The sequence below is a fragment of the Sediminicoccus rosea genome (assembly GCF_033547095.1).
In the GTDB taxonomy this organism is placed as follows: domain Bacteria; phylum Pseudomonadota; class Alphaproteobacteria; order Acetobacterales; family Acetobacteraceae; genus Roseococcus; species Roseococcus rosea.
In genome coordinates this window covers 836,980-855,223 of record NZ_CP137852.1, presented here as the reverse complement: position 1 = coordinate 855,223, position 18,244 = coordinate 836,980, and the positions used below count along the sequence as shown (strand labels likewise).

Genomic DNA, 18,244 nt, shown 5'->3' with positions numbered 1-18,244 from the left:
CCGGATGGCCGAGGTCATCCCCGCGCGGTGAGCGCGCGATAGAGCGGCACCAGGCCGCGATGCAGGACGAGGACCAGCGCCACGCCCACCACGAGGCCCACCATCGCGGAGACGAGGGCGGTGGCGAGCCAGCCCGCGACACCGCCGGCCATGGGCATGGCGGCCGCTGCCCAGGCCGCGGCGGCCTGGACGATGCGGGCCGGGCCGTGCAGGCCGAACTCCTCCAGCCCGTGGATGATGATGCCGCCGCCCACCCAGACCATGGCGGCCGTGCCGACCAGGCCGAGCAGCTTCAGGAAGGGTGGCATCCCCAGGACCAGGCCACGCCCGATCGCGCGCAAGAGACCCACGCGCATCCGGGCCAGGGCGACGCCCGCGTCATCCGCCTTCACGATCAGCGCCACGGCGCCATAGACCAGGATGGTGATGCCGATGCCGACCGTCGCCAGCACTGCCGCCTGCGCGACGAAGGAAGCTTGCGGAACCGTCGCCAGGGTGATCGCCATGATCTCCGCCGAGAGGATGAAATCGGTGCCGATCGCGCTGCGGACCCGCGCATCCTCGAAGGCCTGGGCGTCGGGCGGCGCGGCAGTGACCAGCGTCGCTTCCGCCGCGTGCGGGAAGATCGCCTCCAGAACCTTGCCGGCCCCCTCGATGCAGAGGTAGGCGCCGCCCAGCATCAGCAGCGGCGTGATGGCCCAGGGGGCGAGCAGGCTCAGCGCAAGCGCCCCCGGCAGCAGAAAGAGGAGCTTGTTCTTCAGCGAACCGATGGCGATGCGACGCACGATCGGCAATTCCCGCGCCGCCGCGAAGCCGACCACGTAGCGCGGCGTCACGGCGGCGTCGTCGATCACCACGCCGGCCGCCTTGGCGCCGGCCTTCGTCGCCTGCGCCGCCACGTCGTCCAGCGAGGCGGCCGCGACCTTCGCCAGGCCCGCGATGTCGTCCAGCAGCGCGATGAGCCCTGTGCTCACGGAACGACCTCCCGGGTTGTGAAGAAACCGGGTAACCCGCGCGGAGGGCAAAGGTTACGGCAGGGCCGGAGCATCGGCCACGCATCCACGTCTGGCGCGTGCAGCAGCGCCACGATAGCCTCGTTCCGAACATGCAAGGTTCGAGGTTCCCCATGCTTCTCCGCGCCCTTCCCGCGCTGCTGCTCCTGTGGGGCGCCGGCGCCGCACAGGCCCAGCCGGCGCAGACCACGCCAGCCCAGCGCGGCCGGGCGATCGCCGCGGCGAATTGCGCCGACTGCCACGCCATCGACCGTTCCGGCGCAAGCCCGCTCGCAGCGGCGCCGCCCTTTCGCGAACTGCACCGGCGCTACCCCGTCTCGCAGCTGTCCGAGGCGCTGGCCGAGGGGATTGTCACCGGCCATTCCGCCATGCCGGAATTCCGGATGACCCGCACGCAGATCTCCGACTTCATCGCCTATCTGAGGCGGCTGGAACGCTGATCCGGCCGCGGGCGGCGGGCCGCGCCCAGGCAGATTGCATTGTTTCACATTTCGTCCCTTGCTAGCGTCGAACGCGACAAGAAGAGGGATGAGCGATGCCGACCGAGACCCCTGCCTTGAAGGACGTTCCCATCGGCCTGACCGCATCGGGCTCGCGGACGGAATTCGACAGCATGGGTCAGGTGGAAGTCCCGGCCGACCGCTACTGGGGCGCGCAGACCCAGCGCTCGCTCCAGCACTTCTCGATCGGTGACGACCGCATGCCCAAGGCGGTCTATCGCGCCTACGGCGTCGTGAAGAAGGCCTGCGCGCTGGTGAACCACGCCGCCGGGCGGCTGCCGGACTGGAAGATGGCGGCTATCCTCCGCGCGGCGGATGAAGCGATCCGCGGCGAGCTGGACGACCATTTCCCGCTCTTCGTCTGGCAGACCGGTTCAGGCACGCAGAGCAACATGAACGTCAATGAGGTGCTCTCGAACCGCGCCATCCAGCTGCTCGGCGGCGAGCTCGGCAGCCAGAAGCCGGTCGGGCCCAATGACGACGTCAACATGGGCCAGTCCTCCAACGACACCTTCCCCACGGCGATGCATATCGCCGCCGTGGACGCGATCGACGGCATGCTGGTGCCGCAGCTCACGAAGCTCGTCGAGACCATCGAGCGCAAGGCCGATGGCTGGATGGATGTGGTGAAGATCGGCCGTACGCATCTGGAGGATGCCGTGCCGCTGACGGTCGGGCAGGAATGGCATGGCTGGGCGGGGCAGCTCCGCGACGCCATCGCCCAGGTCGAGGCCAGCCGCGCCGGCCTCTATCAGCTCGCGGTCGGCGGGACGGCGGTCGGCACGGGGCTGAACGCGCCCAAGGGTTTCTCGCAGGATGTCGCCGCAGAGATCGCGCGCCTGACCGGCAAGCCCTTCGTCACTGCGCCCAACAAATTCGCCGCCCAGGGCTCGCTCGACGCGATGGTGCGGGCGCATGGCGCGCTGCGGAACCTGGCCGTCGCCCTGATGAAGATCGCCAATGACATGCGCTGGCTCGCCTCCGGCCCGCGCTGCGGGTTGGCCGAACTGGTGCTGCCGAGCAACGAGCCCGGCTCCTCCATCATGCCGGGCAAGGTGAACCCGACGCAGTGCGAGGCGATGGTCATGATCTGCATCCAGGTGATGGGCAATGACACCGCTGTCGCCTTCGCCGGCAGCCAGGGCAATTTCGAGCTGAACGCGATGCGCCCCGTCATCATCGACAACTTCCTGCACTCGGCGCGCATCCTCGCGGATGGCTGCGGCAAGTTCCGCGAATACTCGGTGGAGGGCACCGAGCTGAACCGCGAGAAGATCCAGCAATACGTGGATGGCAGCGTGATGCTTGTGACCGCGCTCTCGCCCGTCATCGGCTACCAGAACGCCGCGCATATCGCCGAGGATGCGATCGCGAGGAACCTCACGCTGAAGCAGGCGGCGCTCGCCTCCGGCAAGGTGGATGAGGCGCTGTTCGACAAGACGGTCCGGCCCATCGACATGGTCGGCAGCGGCCTTGCCGGTGCCTGATGGCGGGCGCTGCCCCGCCCATCCATGACGTGGCCCATCTCGCGCTGCGCCTGGGCCGGCTCATGCTGCTCAACGGCGCCGACACGGCGCATGTGCAGGATGCGGTGCTGGGCTTCACGCGCCGCTTCGGCTTCCAGGCACACCTGCTGGTCCATGCCGAGGGCCTGCTGCTGACGGTCGAGGATGCCGACGGCTTCCGCACCAAGATCGGGCGGCAGGTCGCGGGCTTCGCCGTCAACATGGACGCGCTGGTGGCCATCGAGCGCATCCGCGCCGGCGGGGCGGGCCTCGCCGAGATCGAACGCCAGCTCGACGCCGTCGAGCATGCGCCGCGCCGTTATCCGGCCTGGCTCGTCGTGGTGGGCGTGGGCGTCACCGCCGCGGCGCTGGCGCGGCTCTTCGGCGGCAGCTGGATCGTCGTTGCCGTCTCGCTGCTGGTCGGCATGGTCACGCAGGGGCTGCGCCTGGCGCTGGCGCAGCGCGGCGTCAATCCGATCGCGGGGGCAGGGCTCGCGGCCTTCGGCGGCGGCGCCACGGGCGCCCTGACGATGCTGGCATTCCCCGACGAATCGCCCACGCTGTGCCTCGTCGCCGCGGGCATGATCCTGGTGCCGGGCGTGCCGCTCATCAACGGCGTGCGCGACACCATCGGCAACCACATCGGCAATGGGATCGCGCGGCTGCTGTTCGGGACGGTGACGGTCCTCGCCATCGCCTTCGGGCTGTTCCTTGCCGCGGCCATCGCCGGCGATGCGTTGCCGGTCGGCGCGCATTTCCCGCCGCTGCCGCTGGCGCAGGACCTGCTGTTCTCGGCCCTGGCGGGTGCCGGCTATGCGCTGCTGTTCAACGTGCCGCCGCGCCTCGCCTGGGCCTGCTGCCTCTGCGCCCTGGCCGGGCACGGGGCGCGGACCGCGCTGGTCGGGCTCGGGCTCGACCTGCCGCTGGCCTCCTTGGCGGGCGCCTTCCTGGCCACGCTGCTCGCGCGGCTGGTGGGGCAGCACGCCCAGGCACCCGCCGTGACCTTCGCCTTCCCCGGCGTGGTCGCGATGATCCCGGGCTTCTATGCCTTCCAGGCGGGCATCGGCGGGCTTGCGATCATGCAGGCCGGCGCGGCGTCGCCCGCCACCCTGCTCGGCGAGACCGCCGGCCTCGCCGTCACCGCCATGCTCGTCACGCTGGGCATCGGCATCGGCCTGTCCCTGGCGCTCGCCGCCCCCCTTCCATCACCAGCCCCACGAGGTGCCCCATGATTCGGTGCGTTCGCATCTGGACCGGCGAGGACGGCAATTCGCTGTTCGAAGAAGGCACGATCGACATGACGGAGGGCATGCGCGGCGATGCGGTCGGCCAACCGGTGAAGGTGAGGGAGCTTTCCTTCCAGGAGACCAGCAGCGGCGGCTCCTACGAGTGGCACAAGGATCCGGTGCCGCGCTTCGTCATCACCCTGTCCGGCACGCTGGAATTCGAGGTGAAGTCGGGGGCCACCTTCCGCATCAACCCGGGCGACATCCTGCTCGCCCAGGACGATACCGGCAGCGGGCATACATGGCGCCTGATCGGCAGCGAACCCTGGCGCCGCGCCTATGTGGTCTATGAGCCGGGCGCGGAACTCCGGTTCAAGCCCGCTGCGAAGGAGCATGCGTAATGGCCACCATGACAGCCGATGTGGTGCTGATCGGCGCCGGCATCATGAGCGCGACGCTCGGCACCGTCCTGAAGGAGCTGGAGCCGTCGCTCAACGTCGTGATGTTCGAGACGCTGGCCGATTGCGCGCAGGAAAGCTCGGATGCCTGGAACAATGCCGGCACCGGGCATGCCGCCAATTGCGAGCTGAACTACACGCCGCAACGCGCCGATGGCAGCGTGGACATCTCGAAGGCCCTCGAGGTGAACACGGAGTTCGACATCTCCCGCCAGCTCTGGGCCCATCTGGTAACCAAGGGCGCGATCCCCGATCCGCGCGCCTTCCTGCATCCCTGCCCGCATATGAGCTTCGTCTGGGGCGCGGAGAACGTCGCCTTCCTCCGCAAGCGCTTCGAGGAGATGTCCGCCCACCACTGCTATCACGGCATGGAATACAGCGATGACCACGCGCAGATCGCCGCCTGGGCGCCGCTAACCATGGAGGGGCGGGACCCGCAGCAGGCCGTGGCGGCCACGCGCATCATCACCGGCGCCGATGTGGACTATGGCTCGCTCACCCATCTCCTCGTCGCGCAGCTCGCGGCGCAGACAGGCTTCGCGGTGCACTACCGGCATGAGGTGACAGGGCTTGCGCGCGGCGCCGATGGGCGCTGGTCGGTCACGGTGAAGGATCTCGCCGGCCACGCGGAGGAGGTCATGCAGGCACGCTTCGTCTTCATCGGCGCCGGCGGCGGCGCGCTGCGCCTGCTGCAGAAGTCGGCGATCCCGGAGGCGCGCGGCTATGGTGGCTTTCCGGTCAGCGGCATCTGGCTGCGCTGCGACGATGATGCCGTCAGCGCGCGGCACCACGCCAAGGTCTATGGCAAGGCGGCGGAAGGCTCGCCGCCCATGTCGGTGCCGCATCTCGACACGCGGATCATCGGCGGCAAGCGGTCCCTGCTGTTCGGGCCCTATGCGGGCTTCTCCAGCAAGTTCCTGAAGCACGGCTCCTACCTCGACCTGATCGAGACGATCGAGCCGGGCAATGTGCTGCCAATGCTGGCCGTGGCGCGGGATGACTGGCGGTTGAGCGAATACCTCATCGGTCAGGTGCTGCAGACGTCAGGCCATCAGTTCGCCGCGCTGCAGGATTTCTATCCGCGCGCCATGCGCGACGAATGGCGGACGGCGGTGGCCGGCCAGCGCGTGCAGGTCATCAAGCGGGACCCGGCCCATACCGGCACGCTCGAATTCGGCACGGAGCTGGTCGTCAGCGCCGACAAGTCACTGCTGGCGCTGCTCGGCGCCTCGCCCGGCGCATCCACAGCGGCCTTCATCGCGATGGAGGTCCTGCAGCGCTGCTTCGCCGGCCAGATCGCCGCCGGCGGCGCCTGGCACGAACGGCTGAAGGCCATGATCCCGACCTATGGCATCGACCTGAAGCTCGATGCCGATGCATGCCGGACCAGCCGCGCCAGTACGGCCAAGGTGCTGCAGCTCGACTTCGTCTGACCCGCCGGGCCTCAGCCGCTCGGCACGAGACCCGAGAGTTCCGCCACCAACGCGCCGAGCGAGGACGCATCCATCTCGCCGCGGCCGCTGTTCACCAGCGCCTCCATCATCTGCGCGGCGAGGCCGGTGGCCGGCGCGAAGACGCCATGGTCACGCGCGGCCTGCTGCGCGAGGCGCATGTCCTTGCGCATCAGCTCCGCGCGGAAGCCGGCCTTCGTCACGCCGTCATTGATGCGCTTGGCGTGGTTCTCCAGCACGAAGGAGCGTGCGGAGCCGCCGAGCAGCGCCTGGCGCATCGCCTCCGGGTCCAGGCCGGCCTTGCGGCCCAGCGCCAGCGCCTCGGCCGCCGCCTGCACCGTGGCGGCGATGATGAGCTGGTTGGCCGACTTGCAGACCTGCCCCGCCCCGGGCGGGCCCAGATGCGTCACGGTGCGCCCCACCGCCTGGAACACGCCCCCGGCCGCCGCGAAGGCCGCCGCATCGCCGCCCACCATGCAGGTCAGCGTGCCGTCGCGCGCCCCGCCGGGGCCACCGCTCACCGGGCTGTCGAGCAGGAAGGCCCCGCGCTCCGTCGCGAGCCGCGCGGCGAAGGCGGCGGTCGGCGCGGCGGCGATGCTGCTGAAATCGATCACCACCGTGCCCGGCCGCACGCCTTCCGCCACGCCACCCGCGCCGAACAGAACCGCCTCCACATCCGGCGTATCAGGCAGGCAGAGCGCGACGCAGGCGGCCTCGCGCGCCGCATCGGCGGGGCTGGCGGCCCAGCCGGCGCCGGCCGCCTCGAGCGCCGCCGCCTTGGCGCGGCTGCGGCTGTGGACGGTGAGCGCGAAGCCGGCGCGGGCGATGTTCGCGGCCATGGCCGCCCCCATCACGCCGAGGCCGAGGAAAGCGACGCGCGCGGGCGGCTGGATCGGAGCTGGCATGCCGCGTCAGCTCCGCCGCAGCGCTGCACGGACATTGTCCAGCAGCGTGTCCATGTCGCGCTGGAAGCCCGGCCCGTCGGCATAGCCGTCGCCCTCGCCCAGGCGCTCGCGGAAGCGCTGCCACACGGGCGCCTGCATGGCCTGGCGGAAGCGGTCATGCAGGTAGGTGCTCATCTCGTCCGTCAGGCCGGCCGGGCCGACCCAGCCTTTCTGGTTGTCCGCCTGCACGTCCCAGCCCAGCTCCTTCAGCGTGGGCACATTGGGCTGCGAGAGCGCGCGCTCGCCCGAGGCCACGGCGATCGGCCGGAAGAGGCCCGCGGCGTTCAGCGTGCCGAACTCGTCCGAGGCCATGACGCCGAGGTCGATCTGCCCGGCGATCAGTGCCTGCGCGACGGGCCCGCCGCCGGTATAGGGCACATGCAGGAACTCCACATCCGCGCGGCGCTCGAGCAGCATGAACAGCGAATGCGAGAGCGTGCCGACGCCGGCGGAGCCATGCGTGATGCGCCCGGGCTCGGCCCGCGCCTGCTGGATCACCTGCGTCATGTTGGCGAAGCGGCTGTCATTGCGCACGCAGATGAAGTGCGGGTGCCGCGTCAGGCGAATGACGGCGCGGAAGGAGCGCTTGGGGTCGTAGGGCACCTCGCGATGCGCCGGGACGGAGGTGCTCTCGCTGCCACCGGCCAGCAGCAGCGTGTGGCCATCGGGCGCCGCGCGGGCGACGAATTCCGCGGCGATCACGCCACCGGCGCCGGGGCGGTTCACCACCACCATGGGCTGCGGCATCAAGGGTGCAGCGGCTTCCGCGATCGTGCGGGCGATGATGTCGCTGCCCCCGCCCGGCGCGAAGCCGACGATGAGCTGCAGCGGGCGCGTCGGCTGCCAGCCAGTCTGCGCGCGCGCCAATCCCGGCGCGGCCAGCGCGGCCGCAACTCCGCCCAGCAGGCCGCGGCGATGCATCCTGGTCATTCCTGTGTCTCCTCCCGGTTCGTCATGGGTGCAGCAGATAGGGCGCGCCACAGCCTTCGCAGATCTCGCGGATCTGCCGGTCGAGCGCGGCGGGGATGGGCACGCCCTCGCGCTGGCGGCGTTCGCGCTCGCGCATTTCCGGATCGCCCGGCACCAGCACGGGCAGCGCGGGATCGGCGGGCGGGGTGGCGCGCAGCATATCGACCAGCGCCGCGATCTCTTCCTCGTAGCCGCCCTCGGGGCGCAGCGCCGAGGGATCGAGCGCGAGGAAGAAGTGCCCGATATTGTCGGGCTCGTCCGCCTTCTGGCTGCGGTTGCGCAGCGGCGAGAAGGCTGCGCCGGTGAGCGTCGCCGACAGGATCTGCACCATGAGGCCGAGGCCGTAGCCCTTGTGGCCGCCGGTCTGCTCCGCGCCGCCCAGCGGCGTGATGCCGCCGCCCGGCGCACGGAAGATCTGCGCCATGGCGGCGGCGGAATCGGTGACCGCCCGCCCGGCCGCATCCACCACCCAGCCCTGCGGGATCGCCTTCCCGTTGAGCTCGTAGACCTTGACCTTGTTCGCCGCGACGGTGGTGGTGGCGATGTCGAGCACGACGGGCGGCGCGCCCCGCAGCGGGGCGGCGAAGGCGATCGGATTGCTGCCGAGCATCGGCAGCGCGCCGCGCGCCGGCACCATCAAGACCGTCCGTGCGGAGGAGGTGATGAGCGCGACGACGCCGCGCGCCGCGGCGAGCCGCGCATAGTGGCCCGCCGCGCCGAAGTGATGCGAGTTGAAGACGCCGACCGCGCCGATGCCGGCGGCCAGCGCCTTGTCGGCCGCCAGCATCATCGCCGCCGCCGCCACCGGATGACCGAGATTGGCGCCGCCATCCATCAGCGCGAGCGAGGGCAGGTCGCGCACCAGGCGCGGCTGCGCGCGCAGGTCGAGCTGGCCGGCGCGGCGCTGGGCGTCATACATGGTCAGCATCGAGATGCCGTGGCTGTCCACGCCCATCAGGTCGGTCTCGACCATGGCCTCGGCCGTGACCTCGGCGAGGGCACCATCCATCCCCCAGGCCCGGAGGACGGCCAGGATCTGCGCGCGGATCCGCGCGGCCTCGACCTGCAGGACCGGCGCGGTCACGGCTGGATGCCGCGGTCGAGTGTGTCGAGCATGCGATCGCGGCCGACCAGGATATGCGCCTCCGCCGCCTCGCCGGCGGCCGCGGCGTCGTGCACGGCGATGGCGGCGAGGATCGCCTCATGCTCGGCGAGGGAGAGATCGAGCTGGACCGGATTCAGCAGAGCGCGCCGGCGGAAGAGGTGCAGGCTCTTCGTCGCATTCGCATAGGCCTGCGCCAGCGGCGCATTGCCTGCCGCGGCGATCAGCGCGGCATGGAAGTCGAGGTTCCGGGCATAGTAGTCGGCGAAGCGCTCGGCCGCCGCGTCCTCGCGCATTGCCGCATTCAGCGCGCGCAGCGCGGCGAGGGCCGAGGCCGTGCAGCGACGCGCGGCCAGCTGCGCAGCCATGCGGAACAGCGCGGCACGGAGGTCATAGAGGTCAAGCGCGTCCTTCACCGAGACCTCGCGCACGATGACGCCCCGGTTCGGGACGACGGCGACGAGCCCCATCTGCTCGAGCAGCCGGACGGCCTCGCGCAGCGCGGCGCGGGAAATGCCCAGGCGGCGCGAGAGGGCGAGTTCGTTGAGCCGATCACCCGGGCGCCATTCGCCGCGGAGGATCGTGTCCTCCAGGGTCAAGGCGATCTCGGAGACGCCGCGACGGCGCGGCGACTCCTCGACGGCCTCCTCCATTACGGGAAGCGCAGTGCTGGCGATCATCGTCAGATTGTCGGCAATCGAGTGCTTGATGTCAACATATGGGCCCGATGGAGGCAGCGGGTGGGTGCCCCACCCTTGCCCTGCATCGCCGATCCCGGCTTCGATGCACGACCAGCAACGGGGAGCCGGGGAGGCATGCGCATTCTTCTGCTCGAGGATGATCCCGGCCTGGGACGGGGTGTCGCCGAATATCTCCGCCTTTCCGGCCATCAGGTCGCATGGGCCACGCGCATCGCGCAGGCCGAGGACGAGCTGCACGGCTTCCTCCCCGAGCTCCTGCTGCTCGACCTGAGCCTGCCGGACGGCTCGGGCCTCGATTTCCTCGGTGCGCTGCGGCGCCACGGGGACCAGCGGCCGGCCATCATCCTGACGGCGCGCGACCAGGTGCGCGATCGCATCGCCGGGCTGAACACCGGCGCCGACGACTACCTGGTCAAGCCCTTCGACCTGGCCGAGCTCGGTGCGCGCATCGCCTCGGTGGCGCGGCGGACGCTCGGCCCGCCGCGCACGACCTGCCATGCCGGCGCGGTCAGCCTTGACCTGGCCGAGGGCCACGCGGTGGTCGCGGGCCAGCCGGTGCAGATGACGGGGCGGGAGATGGCCGTGCTGGCCCTGCTGGCACGCCGGCCCGGCCATGCCGTCACCCGCGCCTCGATCGAGGAGGCGCTGCGCGATCTCGGGGGCGATTTCGAAAGCAATGCGGTGGAGGTCTATGTCGGCCGTATCCGCCGCAAGCTGGGCCATGACGCGATCGAGACCTTGCGCGGCATCGGCTACCGGCTGCGGCCGTGACGAGGCCGGGCTGGACGCTCGCGGGGCGCCTGACGCGCTCGCTGACCATCGGCCTGACGCTGTGCTGGGTGCTGGGGGCGGCGCTGGCCAGCCTGATGGTGCGCTACGAGCTGAACGAGGTGTTCGACAGCGTGCTGCAGGAGACCGCGCAGCACATGCTGCCCGACATCCTGCGCACCCATGCCGCCGTGCTCGAAGGGCCGGCCAGCGCCGAAGTGCCGGACACGCTGCCCGCCGTGCCGCATGACGAATACGTGACCTACCAGGTGCTCAGCGTGGCGGGCGTCGTGCGCCTGCGCTCCCACCAGGCGCCCAGCGCGGCCTATCTGTTGCCCGTCACGCCGGGCTTCGCCTGGGATGGCGCGGGCCGGCGCGTCTATACCGAGCTCTCGGTGGATGGGCGCTTCGCCATCCAGATCGCCGAACCCGCGGGGCACCGCCAGGAAGCGGTTTGGGGCGCGATCCTGCTGCTGCTGCTGCCCCTCGCGGGGCTGCTGCCCGTCGTCGTCTGGCTGATCCGCCACAACGTGCGCGGCGGCCTCGCGCCCGTCACCCAGCTGCAGCGGGAGGTCGCGGCGCGCGGCGGCGGCAATCTCTCCCCCCTGCCCGCGTCCCGCCTGCCGGAGGAGCTGGCGCTGCTGGTGACCGACATGAACCAGCTCCTCAGCCGCCTCGCCAAGGCGCTGGAGAGCGAGCGCAGCTTCGCCCGCAACAGCGCGCATGAGCTGCGCACGCCCATCGCGGCCGCGCTGGTGCAGACGCAGCTTCTGGCCGCGCATCTCGGCGAGGCGACGCCGATGGGCGAGCGCGCCCTGGCCATCGCGGCCGAGCTGCGCCGCATGGGCCGGCTGGCCGAGCGCCTGCTGCAGCTGGCCCGCGCCGAGGCGGGCGTTGCGGCGAGCATGGAAGTGGTGGACCTGCTGCCCCTGCTGCGCCTTCTGGTGGATGAGTTCGCCGCCGAGGCCGGGCCGGGCCGCATCACCGTGGAGACCAACGGCATCGCCGCGTTTCCGGTGCGGGGCGACCTGGACGCGCTCGGCATCGCGCTGCGCAACCTGCTGGAGAACGCGCTCCGCCACGGCGAGCCGGACATGCCCGTGCGCTTCACGCTCGGTCCCGGGCGGCGCCTGAGCCTGCGCAACGCCGCGCCGCCCATCCCACCCGCCGCGCTGGAGCAGCTGAAGCGGCCCTTCCAGCGTCACAACCAGCACGTGGCGGGCACCGGCCTCGGGCTCGCCATCGTGGATCGCATCATGCGCCAGGCGGGCGGCGCGCTCCTGCTGCACGCCCCGCCTCCCGGCGCGGAATCAGGCTTCGAGACGGTGCTGGAATTCCCGCCCGCGCCCTGACGCTCAGCCGAAGATGTGCAGGTCCGCCGCGGTGAGCAGGGCGTGGTTGGTCAGGGTCGCCACCAGCTGGGCGGCGCCCGCGCCGGTCCCGTCCGCATCCCAGGAAAGCGCGCCGCTCGCCGTGGCATAGAGGAACTGGCCATGCGCCTCGGTCGCCGCGGCGCCCAGCACGAGCAGCCCGGCGGCCGCCGCATCCATGCCGTCGAGCAGCCCGCCACCGAAGCCCGTGGCGGAGAAGGCCAGCACGTCGGTGCCCGACACGAAGTCCGTGATGCGGTCCCCGCCCTCCAGCGCGCTGCCGAAGTGGAAGGCGTCGGCGCCCAGTCCACCCGCCAGCAGGTCGGCGCCCATGCCGCCCAACAGCACGTCATCGCCGCTCCCGGCATTGATCGTGTCCTTGCCGTCGAGGCCCGCGAGGCGATTGGCCCCGCCATTGCCAGTGAGCAGATTCGCCAGCTCGTTGCCCGTGCCGTCGAGCGCGGCGCTGCCGTTCAGCGACAGCCGCTCCACATGGGCGGTGAGCGTGTAGGAGACCGAGGCCTTCACCGTGTCGGTGCCGCCATTCGCCGCCTCGATGACCACATCCCCCAGGGTTCCGACGCCATAGACGTCATTGCCCAGCCCGCCCTCCATCGTGTCGCTGCCCGCCCCGCCGGAGAGCGTGTCATGGCCGCCCAGGCCCAGCAGGTGGTTGGCGCCCGCATTGCCCGTCAGCGTATTGGACAGCGCATTGCCGGTGCCGGTCAGGTCGGCCGCGCCGGAGAGCAGCAGCTGCTCCACCTCGTCGCCCAGGGTCCAGTCGAGGCTGGCCGTGATGAGGTCCACGCCGCCGCCCGCCAGCTCAGTGACGACATCGCCGAGCTGGTCCACGAGGTAGCTGTCCTGGCCGGCGCCGCCCTCCATCGTGTCGGCGCCGAGCCCGCCATCCAGCGTGTCGTTGCCGTCCAGCCCGGCCAGCAGGTTCGCGCCCGCATTGCCGGTGATCGCATTGGCCCGCGCATTGCCGGTGCCGGTGAGGCCGGCGGTGCCGAGCAGGGTCAGGTTCTCGAGATCGGCGCCCAGCGTCCAGCCGATGCTGGCCTTCACCATGTCGGTGCCGCCCAGCGCGGCCTCGACGACGACATCGCCCGCATCATCCACGCTGTAGACGTCGTTGCCAGCGCCGCCTTCCATGCGGTCCGCCCCGGCGCCGCCGCTCAGCGCATCCGCGCCGCGGCCGCCCACCAGCGTGTCGTCGCCCAGGCCGCCATTCAGCGTGTTGCCGAGGTCATTGCCGGTGATCAGGTTGGCGAGGCCATTGCCCGTACCCGTCCGCGCCGGCGCGAGGAGGACGAGGTTCTCCACATTCGCCGCCAGCGTGACGGTCACCATGGCGCGCACCGTGTCCACGCCGCCGCCGGCCAGCTCCACCACCGCATCCCGCGCATTGTCCACGAGGTAGCTGTCGTCGCCGCCCCGGCCCTCCAGGCGGTCCTGGCCCGTGCCGCCATCCAGCGCATCGGCGCCCGCGCCGCCATGGAGCGAGTCATTGCCCGCCTCACCAGCCAGCGTGTCGCCCAGGTCATTGGCGGTGAGGTGGTTGGCGAGCGCATTGCCGGTGCCGCGCCGCGCCGTACCGAGCAGCACCAGGTCTTCCACCTCGGCCGCCAGCGTCAGGTCCACGCTGGAGCGGATGACATCCGCGCCGCCGCCGGCGAGTTCGAGCACGCTGTCATCCGCATCATCCACCGCGTAGCTGTCGCTGCCCGCGCCACCCTCCATGCGGTCGCCGCCGCTGCCGCCGTCCAGGCTGTCATCGCCGCCATTGCCGAGGAGCGTGTTGCGCCCCACGCCGCCGGTCAGCCGATCGTTCCCCGCGCCGCCCCAGGCATTCTCCACCCGCGTCGTGGTGGCGACGGTGAGACCGCCCGTGATCGCGGCGACGACGTTGGAGCTGTTGGCCGTAAGCGTCACCTCGGCGCCACGGCCGAGCTGCGTGACGAGCGTCTGGTAGGCCGCGTCATTGCCGCCGGCCACCGCGAAGATCGGGATGATGTTCGCCGCCTCCAGCGCCAGCCGCACCTGCGCGACGAGGGGGTAGTCCTCGCCCGTGCCGGCGGGCGTGCCGTCCATCACCGCATCGCCATTGTTCGCGAGAGGGATGCCCGCCGCCGCCCCATCGCCCGCGCTGTGGAAGGGCGCATCGGTGAAGAGGATGACGAAGCGCGCGGAATTGGCGCGATACCCCACCTCCGTGCTGTGCAGGGCGAGCTGCATCAGCGCCTCGATCTGCGCCTCCGGCCCGTCCGCGCCATTGTTCGCGACCATCGCGGTGTAGGCGCCGGTCAGCGCCGCCGTATCCACCGAGAGGGCCAGCTGCTGCTGATAGACCCAGTCGCCCGCCCCGCCGAAGCCGCCGATCGGCTTGTCGCGGAAGGTGGAGACGCCGAATTCCGCATTCGGCTGCACCGCCTGCAACGCAGTCACGATCTGCGGCACCAGGCCGCGCACCATCACGATGTCGTCGGCGAAGGACCCCGTAAGGTCCTGGAGGAACTGCACGTCCAGCGGCGCCGAGGTGCTGCCGCCCGGGCCGAAATCCAGTGAATCCCCCTCGACCGAGGAGGTGGTGTCGCCCGAGAGGTCGATCACGCAATCCTCAATCGCCTCGCTCGCGTCGATCGTGTCCTCGCCGAGGAAATCCTCGATATGGGCCTGGCCGCCATGCACGACGTAGCGGTCATCGCCGCTGCCGCCATCCAGCGTGGCGCGGCCCGCGCGCACGACCAGCACGTCATCCCCGTCGCCGGCCAGCAGCGTGTCGTCGCCGCCGCCGCCATCCAGCGTGTCGCTGCCGGAATTGCCACTCAGGGAATTGGCGCCGGCATTGCCGGTCAGCGCATGGCCGGTGCCGATGAGCTGCACCGCCTCGATATTCCCGGAGAGCGTCCAGTCGCTGGAGACGATGACGGTGTCGAAGCCGCCCGCCACCTCCTCGACCACGACGTCGCCCGCGTTGCGAATATGGTAGGTGTCGTCGCCCGCGCCGCCCACCATGCGGTCGCCGCCGCCCGCGCCGTCCAGCGTGTCGGCGCCGCCCTCGCCCAGCAGCGTGTCGCTGCCGGCGGTGCCGGTCAGCGCATTGTCCAGCGCATTGCCCGTCCCGCTATGGCCGGCGGCGGTGAGCACCAGCGCCTCGACATCGGCCCCGAGCGTGTGGTCCACCGTGGCGAAGACGGTGTCGGTGCCGCCCGCGGCGAGTTCGGTCACCACATCGCCCGCATCATCCACCACATAGGCGTCATTGCCCGCGCCGCCGGCCATGCTGTCGGCGCCGATGCCGCCATCCAGGCGATCCTGACCGGCATCGCCCAGCAGCGTGTCATGGCCGGCATCACCCAGGAGCGTATCGCCGCCGGCCGCCGCCACGAGCCTATTGGCGCCCGCATTGCCCGTGCCGGTGCGCCCGGCCATCAGCAGGACGAGGTTCTCAACCTCGGCACCCAGCACGTAGTCGCCGGTGGCCCGCACCGTGTCGGTGCCCGCGCCCGCGGCCTCCACCACCAGGTCCAGCACGCTGTCCACGCTGTAGGTGTCATCGCCCGCGCCGCCGGCCATGCTGTCATCGCCGGTGCCGCCATCCAGGCTGTCGGCACCGATGCCGCCCAGCAGCGTGTCGTGGCCGCCCGCGCCCGAGAGCGTATCGCCCAGCGCATTGCCGGTGATGTGGTTGGCGAGCGCATTGCCGGTACCCTGGCGCGCCGCACCGGTCAGCACCAACGCCTCCACCTGCGCCGCGAGCGTGTGGTCCACGCTGGCACGCACCGTGTCAAAGCCGCCGGCCGCGGCCTCGGTGACGATGTCGCCGGCCTGGTCCACCAGATAGCTGTCATTGCCCGCGCCGCCCGCCATGCTGTCGGCGCCCGTGCCGCCATCCAGGCTGTCATCGCCCGCGGCGCCGAGCAGTGTGTCATTGCCGCCAAGGCCCAGCAGCGTGCTGGAGACGGCGTTGGCGACGATGCGGTTGGCCAGGCCATTGCCCTCGCCCCGCACCGCAGCGCCCTCCAGCGCCAGCCCCTCGACATTGGCGCCCAGCGTCCAGTCGAGCACGGCACGGATGGTGTCGCTGCCCGCGCCGACCGCCTCGCTCACCACGTCGCCCAGGCTGTCCACGAGGTAGAGGTCGTTGCCCGCGCCGCCGGCCATGCTGTCATCGCCGGACTCGCCATCCAGCGTGTCTTGGCCGAGGGCGCCGAGCAGCGTATCCGCGCCACCGCCGCCGCGCAGCGCGTTATTGCCCTGGGTCGCGGCCAGCGTGTTGGCCTGCGCGTTGCCGAAGCCGGAATGCGCGCCGCCCCGCAGCGTCAGCGCCTCGACCGCCTCGCCCAGTGCATGATCCACCCAGGCCTCGACCCGGTCCTGCCCCTCCCCCGCGACTTCGGTGACGAGGTCGCCCGCGTCATCCACGACATAGGCATCGTCGCCCAGGCCACCCACCAGTGTGTCGGCGCCGCTGCCGCCATCCAGCGTATCGGCGCCCTCGCCCGCCGTGATGGAATCATCGCCGGCCAGGCCGTGGATCTCGTTGTCCAGATTGTCCACGACATGCAGCCCGCCATAGCCGGCGCCAATCACATCCGCCGCGTTCGTGCCGTAGATGTTCGCGTCAGGCTGCCAGGTCGGCGGGGCGTAGAGCACCGAGACGGTCTCCGTGCCGGGCGCGCCCAGCAGCAGGTCCGAGGTGCCATCCGCGTCCACATCGCCTGCCAGTGCCACCGCGCTGCCCAGCAGGCTGCCGGCCTCGCCCACGACCTTGGCGCCGCCGATCCCCTGCGCGACGAGAGAGAGATCCACCGCCGTCCGGCCACCGCCCCAGACCACATAGACGGCGCCCGCATCCACGCCGCCCTCGCTCTCATGCGGGGTGCCGATGACCAGGTCCATCACGCCGTCGCGGTTCAGGTCGCGCCCGCCGGTGACGGTCATGCCGGCCAGGTCGTCCGGCCATTCCGGCGTGATCATGTAGCCGCCCGTGCCGGCCGCCACGTCCGAGAGCAGGATCTCCGACGTGCCCGCCTGGCCGAAGACCACATAGGCCTGCGTGCCCGAGGTGGTGCCCACCAGCAGGTCGGCCCGGCCATCGCCGTTCACGTCGCCCAGGCCGGTCACGCTGCTGCCCGCGCCCTCGCCGACCTGGCCCGTGATGCGGTAGCCGCCGGCGCCAAGACTGCCGAGGGCCACCTGCGTGCCGGTGGACTTGCCGAAGACGACATAGACCGCGCCCGCATCCGTGCCGCCCGCCTCGCTGCCGGGCGCGCCGACCAGGATCTCCGCCTTGCCGTCGCCATTCTGGTCGCCAAGCACGCCCAGCGCCTCGCCCGCGCGATCCTTCTTGCCGGCACCCTTGATGCGGAAGCCGCCCGTGCCCGCGGTGACGCTGGTGAGGTTGACCGCGCCGTCGCTGGCCTTGCCGAAGACCACATAGGCTGCGCCCGCATCCGTGCCGCCCGCGTCATTGCCGGGCGCGCCGATCAGCACCTCGGCCCGGCCATCGCCGTTCAGGTCGCCGATGGACAGCATGGCGGAGCCGGCCGCATCGCCCGCCACCTCGCCGCGGATGATGTAGCCCACGCCATTGCCAGCCCCGCCCGTCGGGTCGCCCAGGTCGATGCCGCCGGCGGTCGCGTCGCCCCAGAGCACGAACCCCGCGCCAGCGTCGAGCCGCGTCGAGATGTCCTGCCCCGGCGCGCCCACCAGGATCTCGGCGCGCCCGTCACCGTTGAGGTCCGTGATGCTGCCCACGGCCGTGCCCGCGAGGTCGCCCGCGTTCAGGCCATCGATGATGATCTCCTGCACGGAATCGCCGATGGTGGTGCTGGTGCCGCCGATGGACTGCCCGAAGGTGACATAGACGCGGCCCGCATCGGCCGCCTTGTCGTCGCTGCCGGCCGCGCCGGTGATGATCTCTGCCAGGCCGTCGCCGTTGAGGTCCGCGATGCCCGAGATCCAGACGCTGCCCGGGGGGGTGGCGAGGGCGGGCGCGAAGTCGGTGGGGGATTCGGGCAGCAGCTGGTAGGCGCCACCCGCGGTGAGCGCGGTGGTCAGGAACAGCTTGGTGGCGGGGATGGGCATGACAGGATCCTTGACGCCGCCCGGACGAAGGCAGCCGCGGCGATCCGGCTCGCGGCCGGGTCAAGGGATCGGTAGGAGATGAACCTGACAGGAAGCTGACAGGCGAAGCCGGGAGCCCCGTTCCGCCGAAGGCTGCCGCGCTCC

General features: G+C 71.4%; 13 protein-coding genes. 7 read left to right on the top strand and 6 right to left on the bottom strand.

The window, feature by feature from the left end; genetic code table 11:
* Positions 1 to 14: 14 nt before the first annotated feature.
* Entirely contained in the window at positions 15 to 974 is a 960-nt protein-coding gene (locus tag R9Z33_RS03995) for a DUF808 domain-containing protein (protein WP_318650011.1), read from the bottom strand.
* Between the two features lie 152 nt (positions 975 to 1,126).
* Between R9Z33_RS03995 and R9Z33_RS03990 the strand changes: the two genes are divergently transcribed.
* From R9Z33_RS03990 to mqo, 5 genes are all read left to right on the top strand, one after another.
* The gene (locus tag R9Z33_RS03990) at positions 1,127 to 1,453 is read left to right on the top strand and encodes a c-type cytochrome (RefSeq protein ID WP_318650010.1); all 327 of its coding nucleotides are present in this window, start codon (positions 1,127 to 1,129) and stop codon (positions 1,451 to 1,453) included.
* A 95-nt stretch (positions 1,454 to 1,548) separates the two neighbouring features.
* On the top strand, positions 1,549 to 3,000 hold the full coding sequence (gene fumC / locus R9Z33_RS03985; RefSeq protein WP_318650009.1) for a class II fumarate hydratase: 1,452 nt from the start codon (positions 1,549 to 1,551) through the stop codon (positions 2,998 to 3,000).
* Positions 3,000 to 4,250, top strand: coding sequence for a threonine/serine exporter family protein (locus tag R9Z33_RS03980; RefSeq protein ID WP_318650008.1), 1,251 nt, complete (start codon positions 3,000 to 3,002; stop codon positions 4,248 to 4,250). The genes fumC and R9Z33_RS03980 overlap by 1 nt, the downstream gene beginning before the upstream one ends.
* Entirely contained in the window at positions 4,247 to 4,645 is a 399-nt protein-coding gene (locus R9Z33_RS03975; RefSeq protein ID WP_318650007.1) for a cupin domain-containing protein, read from the top strand. The genes R9Z33_RS03980 and R9Z33_RS03975 overlap by 4 nt, the downstream gene beginning before the upstream one ends.
* Positions 4,645 to 6,135, top strand: a complete 1,491-nt coding sequence (gene mqo / locus R9Z33_RS03970; protein ID WP_318650006.1) for a malate dehydrogenase (quinone) — start codon at positions 4,645 to 4,647, stop codon at positions 6,133 to 6,135. The genes R9Z33_RS03975 and mqo overlap by 1 nt, the downstream gene beginning before the upstream one ends.
* An 11-nt stretch (positions 6,136 to 6,146) precedes the next feature.
* On the opposite strand, the gene R9Z33_RS03965 is transcribed toward mqo, so the two are convergent.
* From R9Z33_RS03965 to R9Z33_RS03950, 4 genes are read right to left on the bottom strand one after another with little or no spacing between them, the layout of a single operon-like run.
* Positions 6,147 to 7,058: an NAD(P)-dependent oxidoreductase gene (locus R9Z33_RS03965; RefSeq protein WP_318650005.1), complete on the bottom strand. Its 912-nt coding sequence runs from the start codon at positions 7,056 to 7,058 to the stop codon at positions 6,147 to 6,149.
* Between the two features lie 6 nt (positions 7,059 to 7,064).
* Positions 7,065 to 8,027 (bottom strand): tripartite tricarboxylate transporter substrate binding protein, encoded by a 963-nt coding sequence (locus R9Z33_RS03960; RefSeq protein WP_318650004.1) that lies wholly within the window; start codon positions 8,025 to 8,027, stop codon positions 7,065 to 7,067.
* A gap of 22 nt (positions 8,028 to 8,049) precedes the next feature.
* The gene (locus R9Z33_RS03955; protein ID WP_318650003.1) at positions 8,050 to 9,150 is read right to left on the bottom strand and encodes an Ldh family oxidoreductase; all 1,101 of its coding nucleotides are present in this window, start codon (positions 9,148 to 9,150) and stop codon (positions 8,050 to 8,052) included.
* Positions 9,147 to 9,848, bottom strand: a complete 702-nt coding sequence (locus R9Z33_RS03950) for a GntR family transcriptional regulator (RefSeq protein ID WP_318650002.1) — start codon at positions 9,846 to 9,848, stop codon at positions 9,147 to 9,149. The genes R9Z33_RS03955 and R9Z33_RS03950 overlap by 4 nt, the downstream gene beginning before the upstream one ends.
* A 135-nt stretch (positions 9,849 to 9,983) precedes the next feature.
* Here R9Z33_RS03950 and R9Z33_RS03945 point away from each other — a divergent pair, with 135 nt between their 5' ends.
* Both R9Z33_RS03945 and R9Z33_RS03940 read left to right on the top strand, forming a co-directional pair.
* Positions 9,984 to 10,640, top strand: a complete 657-nt coding sequence (locus R9Z33_RS03945) for a response regulator transcription factor (RefSeq protein ID WP_318650001.1) — start codon at positions 9,984 to 9,986, stop codon at positions 10,638 to 10,640.
* Positions 10,637 to 11,989, top strand: coding sequence for a sensor histidine kinase (locus tag R9Z33_RS03940; RefSeq protein WP_318650000.1), 1,353 nt, complete (start codon positions 10,637 to 10,639; stop codon positions 11,987 to 11,989). The genes R9Z33_RS03945 and R9Z33_RS03940 overlap by 4 nt, the downstream gene beginning before the upstream one ends.
* Positions 11,990 to 11,992: 3 nt before the next feature.
* Here R9Z33_RS03940 and R9Z33_RS03935 read toward each other — a convergent pair whose 3' ends face one another.
* Positions 11,993 to 18,100, bottom strand: coding sequence for a hypothetical protein (locus R9Z33_RS03935; RefSeq protein WP_318649999.1), 6,108 nt, complete (start codon positions 18,098 to 18,100; stop codon positions 11,993 to 11,995).
* Between the last annotated feature and the right edge of the window lie 144 nt (positions 18,101 to 18,244).

What these genes read in the sequence shown, in the direction of transcription:
- R9Z33_RS03960 (WP_318650004.1), bottom strand. Translation starts at nt 8,027, where the DNA reads ATGACCAGGATGCATCGCCGCGGCCTGCTGGGCGGAGTTGCGGCCGCG.
- R9Z33_RS03975 (WP_318650007.1), top strand. Translation starts at nt 4,247, where the DNA reads ATGATTCGGTGCGTTCGCATCTGGACCGGCGAGGACGGCAATTCGCTG.
- fumC (WP_318650009.1), top strand. Translation starts at nt 1,549, where the DNA reads ATGCCGACCGAGACCCCTGCCTTGAAGGACGTTCCCATCGGCCTGACC.
- R9Z33_RS03935 (WP_318649999.1), bottom strand. Translation starts at nt 18,100, where the DNA reads ATGCCCATCCCCGCCACCAAGCTGTTCCTGACCACCGCGCTCACCGCG.
- R9Z33_RS03965 (WP_318650005.1), bottom strand. Translation starts at nt 7,058, where the DNA reads ATGCCAGCTCCGATCCAGCCGCCCGCGCGCGTCGCTTTCCTCGGCCTC.
- R9Z33_RS03950 (WP_318650002.1), bottom strand. Translation starts at nt 9,848, where the DNA reads ATGATCGCCAGCACTGCGCTTCCCGTAATGGAGGAGGCCGTCGAGGAG.
- R9Z33_RS03945 (WP_318650001.1), top strand. Translation starts at nt 9,984, where the DNA reads ATGCGCATTCTTCTGCTCGAGGATGATCCCGGCCTGGGACGGGGTGTC.
- R9Z33_RS03980 (WP_318650008.1), top strand. Translation starts at nt 3,000, where the DNA reads ATGGCGGGCGCTGCCCCGCCCATCCATGACGTGGCCCATCTCGCGCTG.
- mqo (WP_318650006.1), top strand. Translation starts at nt 4,645, where the DNA reads ATGGCCACCATGACAGCCGATGTGGTGCTGATCGGCGCCGGCATCATG.
- R9Z33_RS03990 (WP_318650010.1), top strand. Translation starts at nt 1,127, where the DNA reads ATGCTTCTCCGCGCCCTTCCCGCGCTGCTGCTCCTGTGGGGCGCCGGC.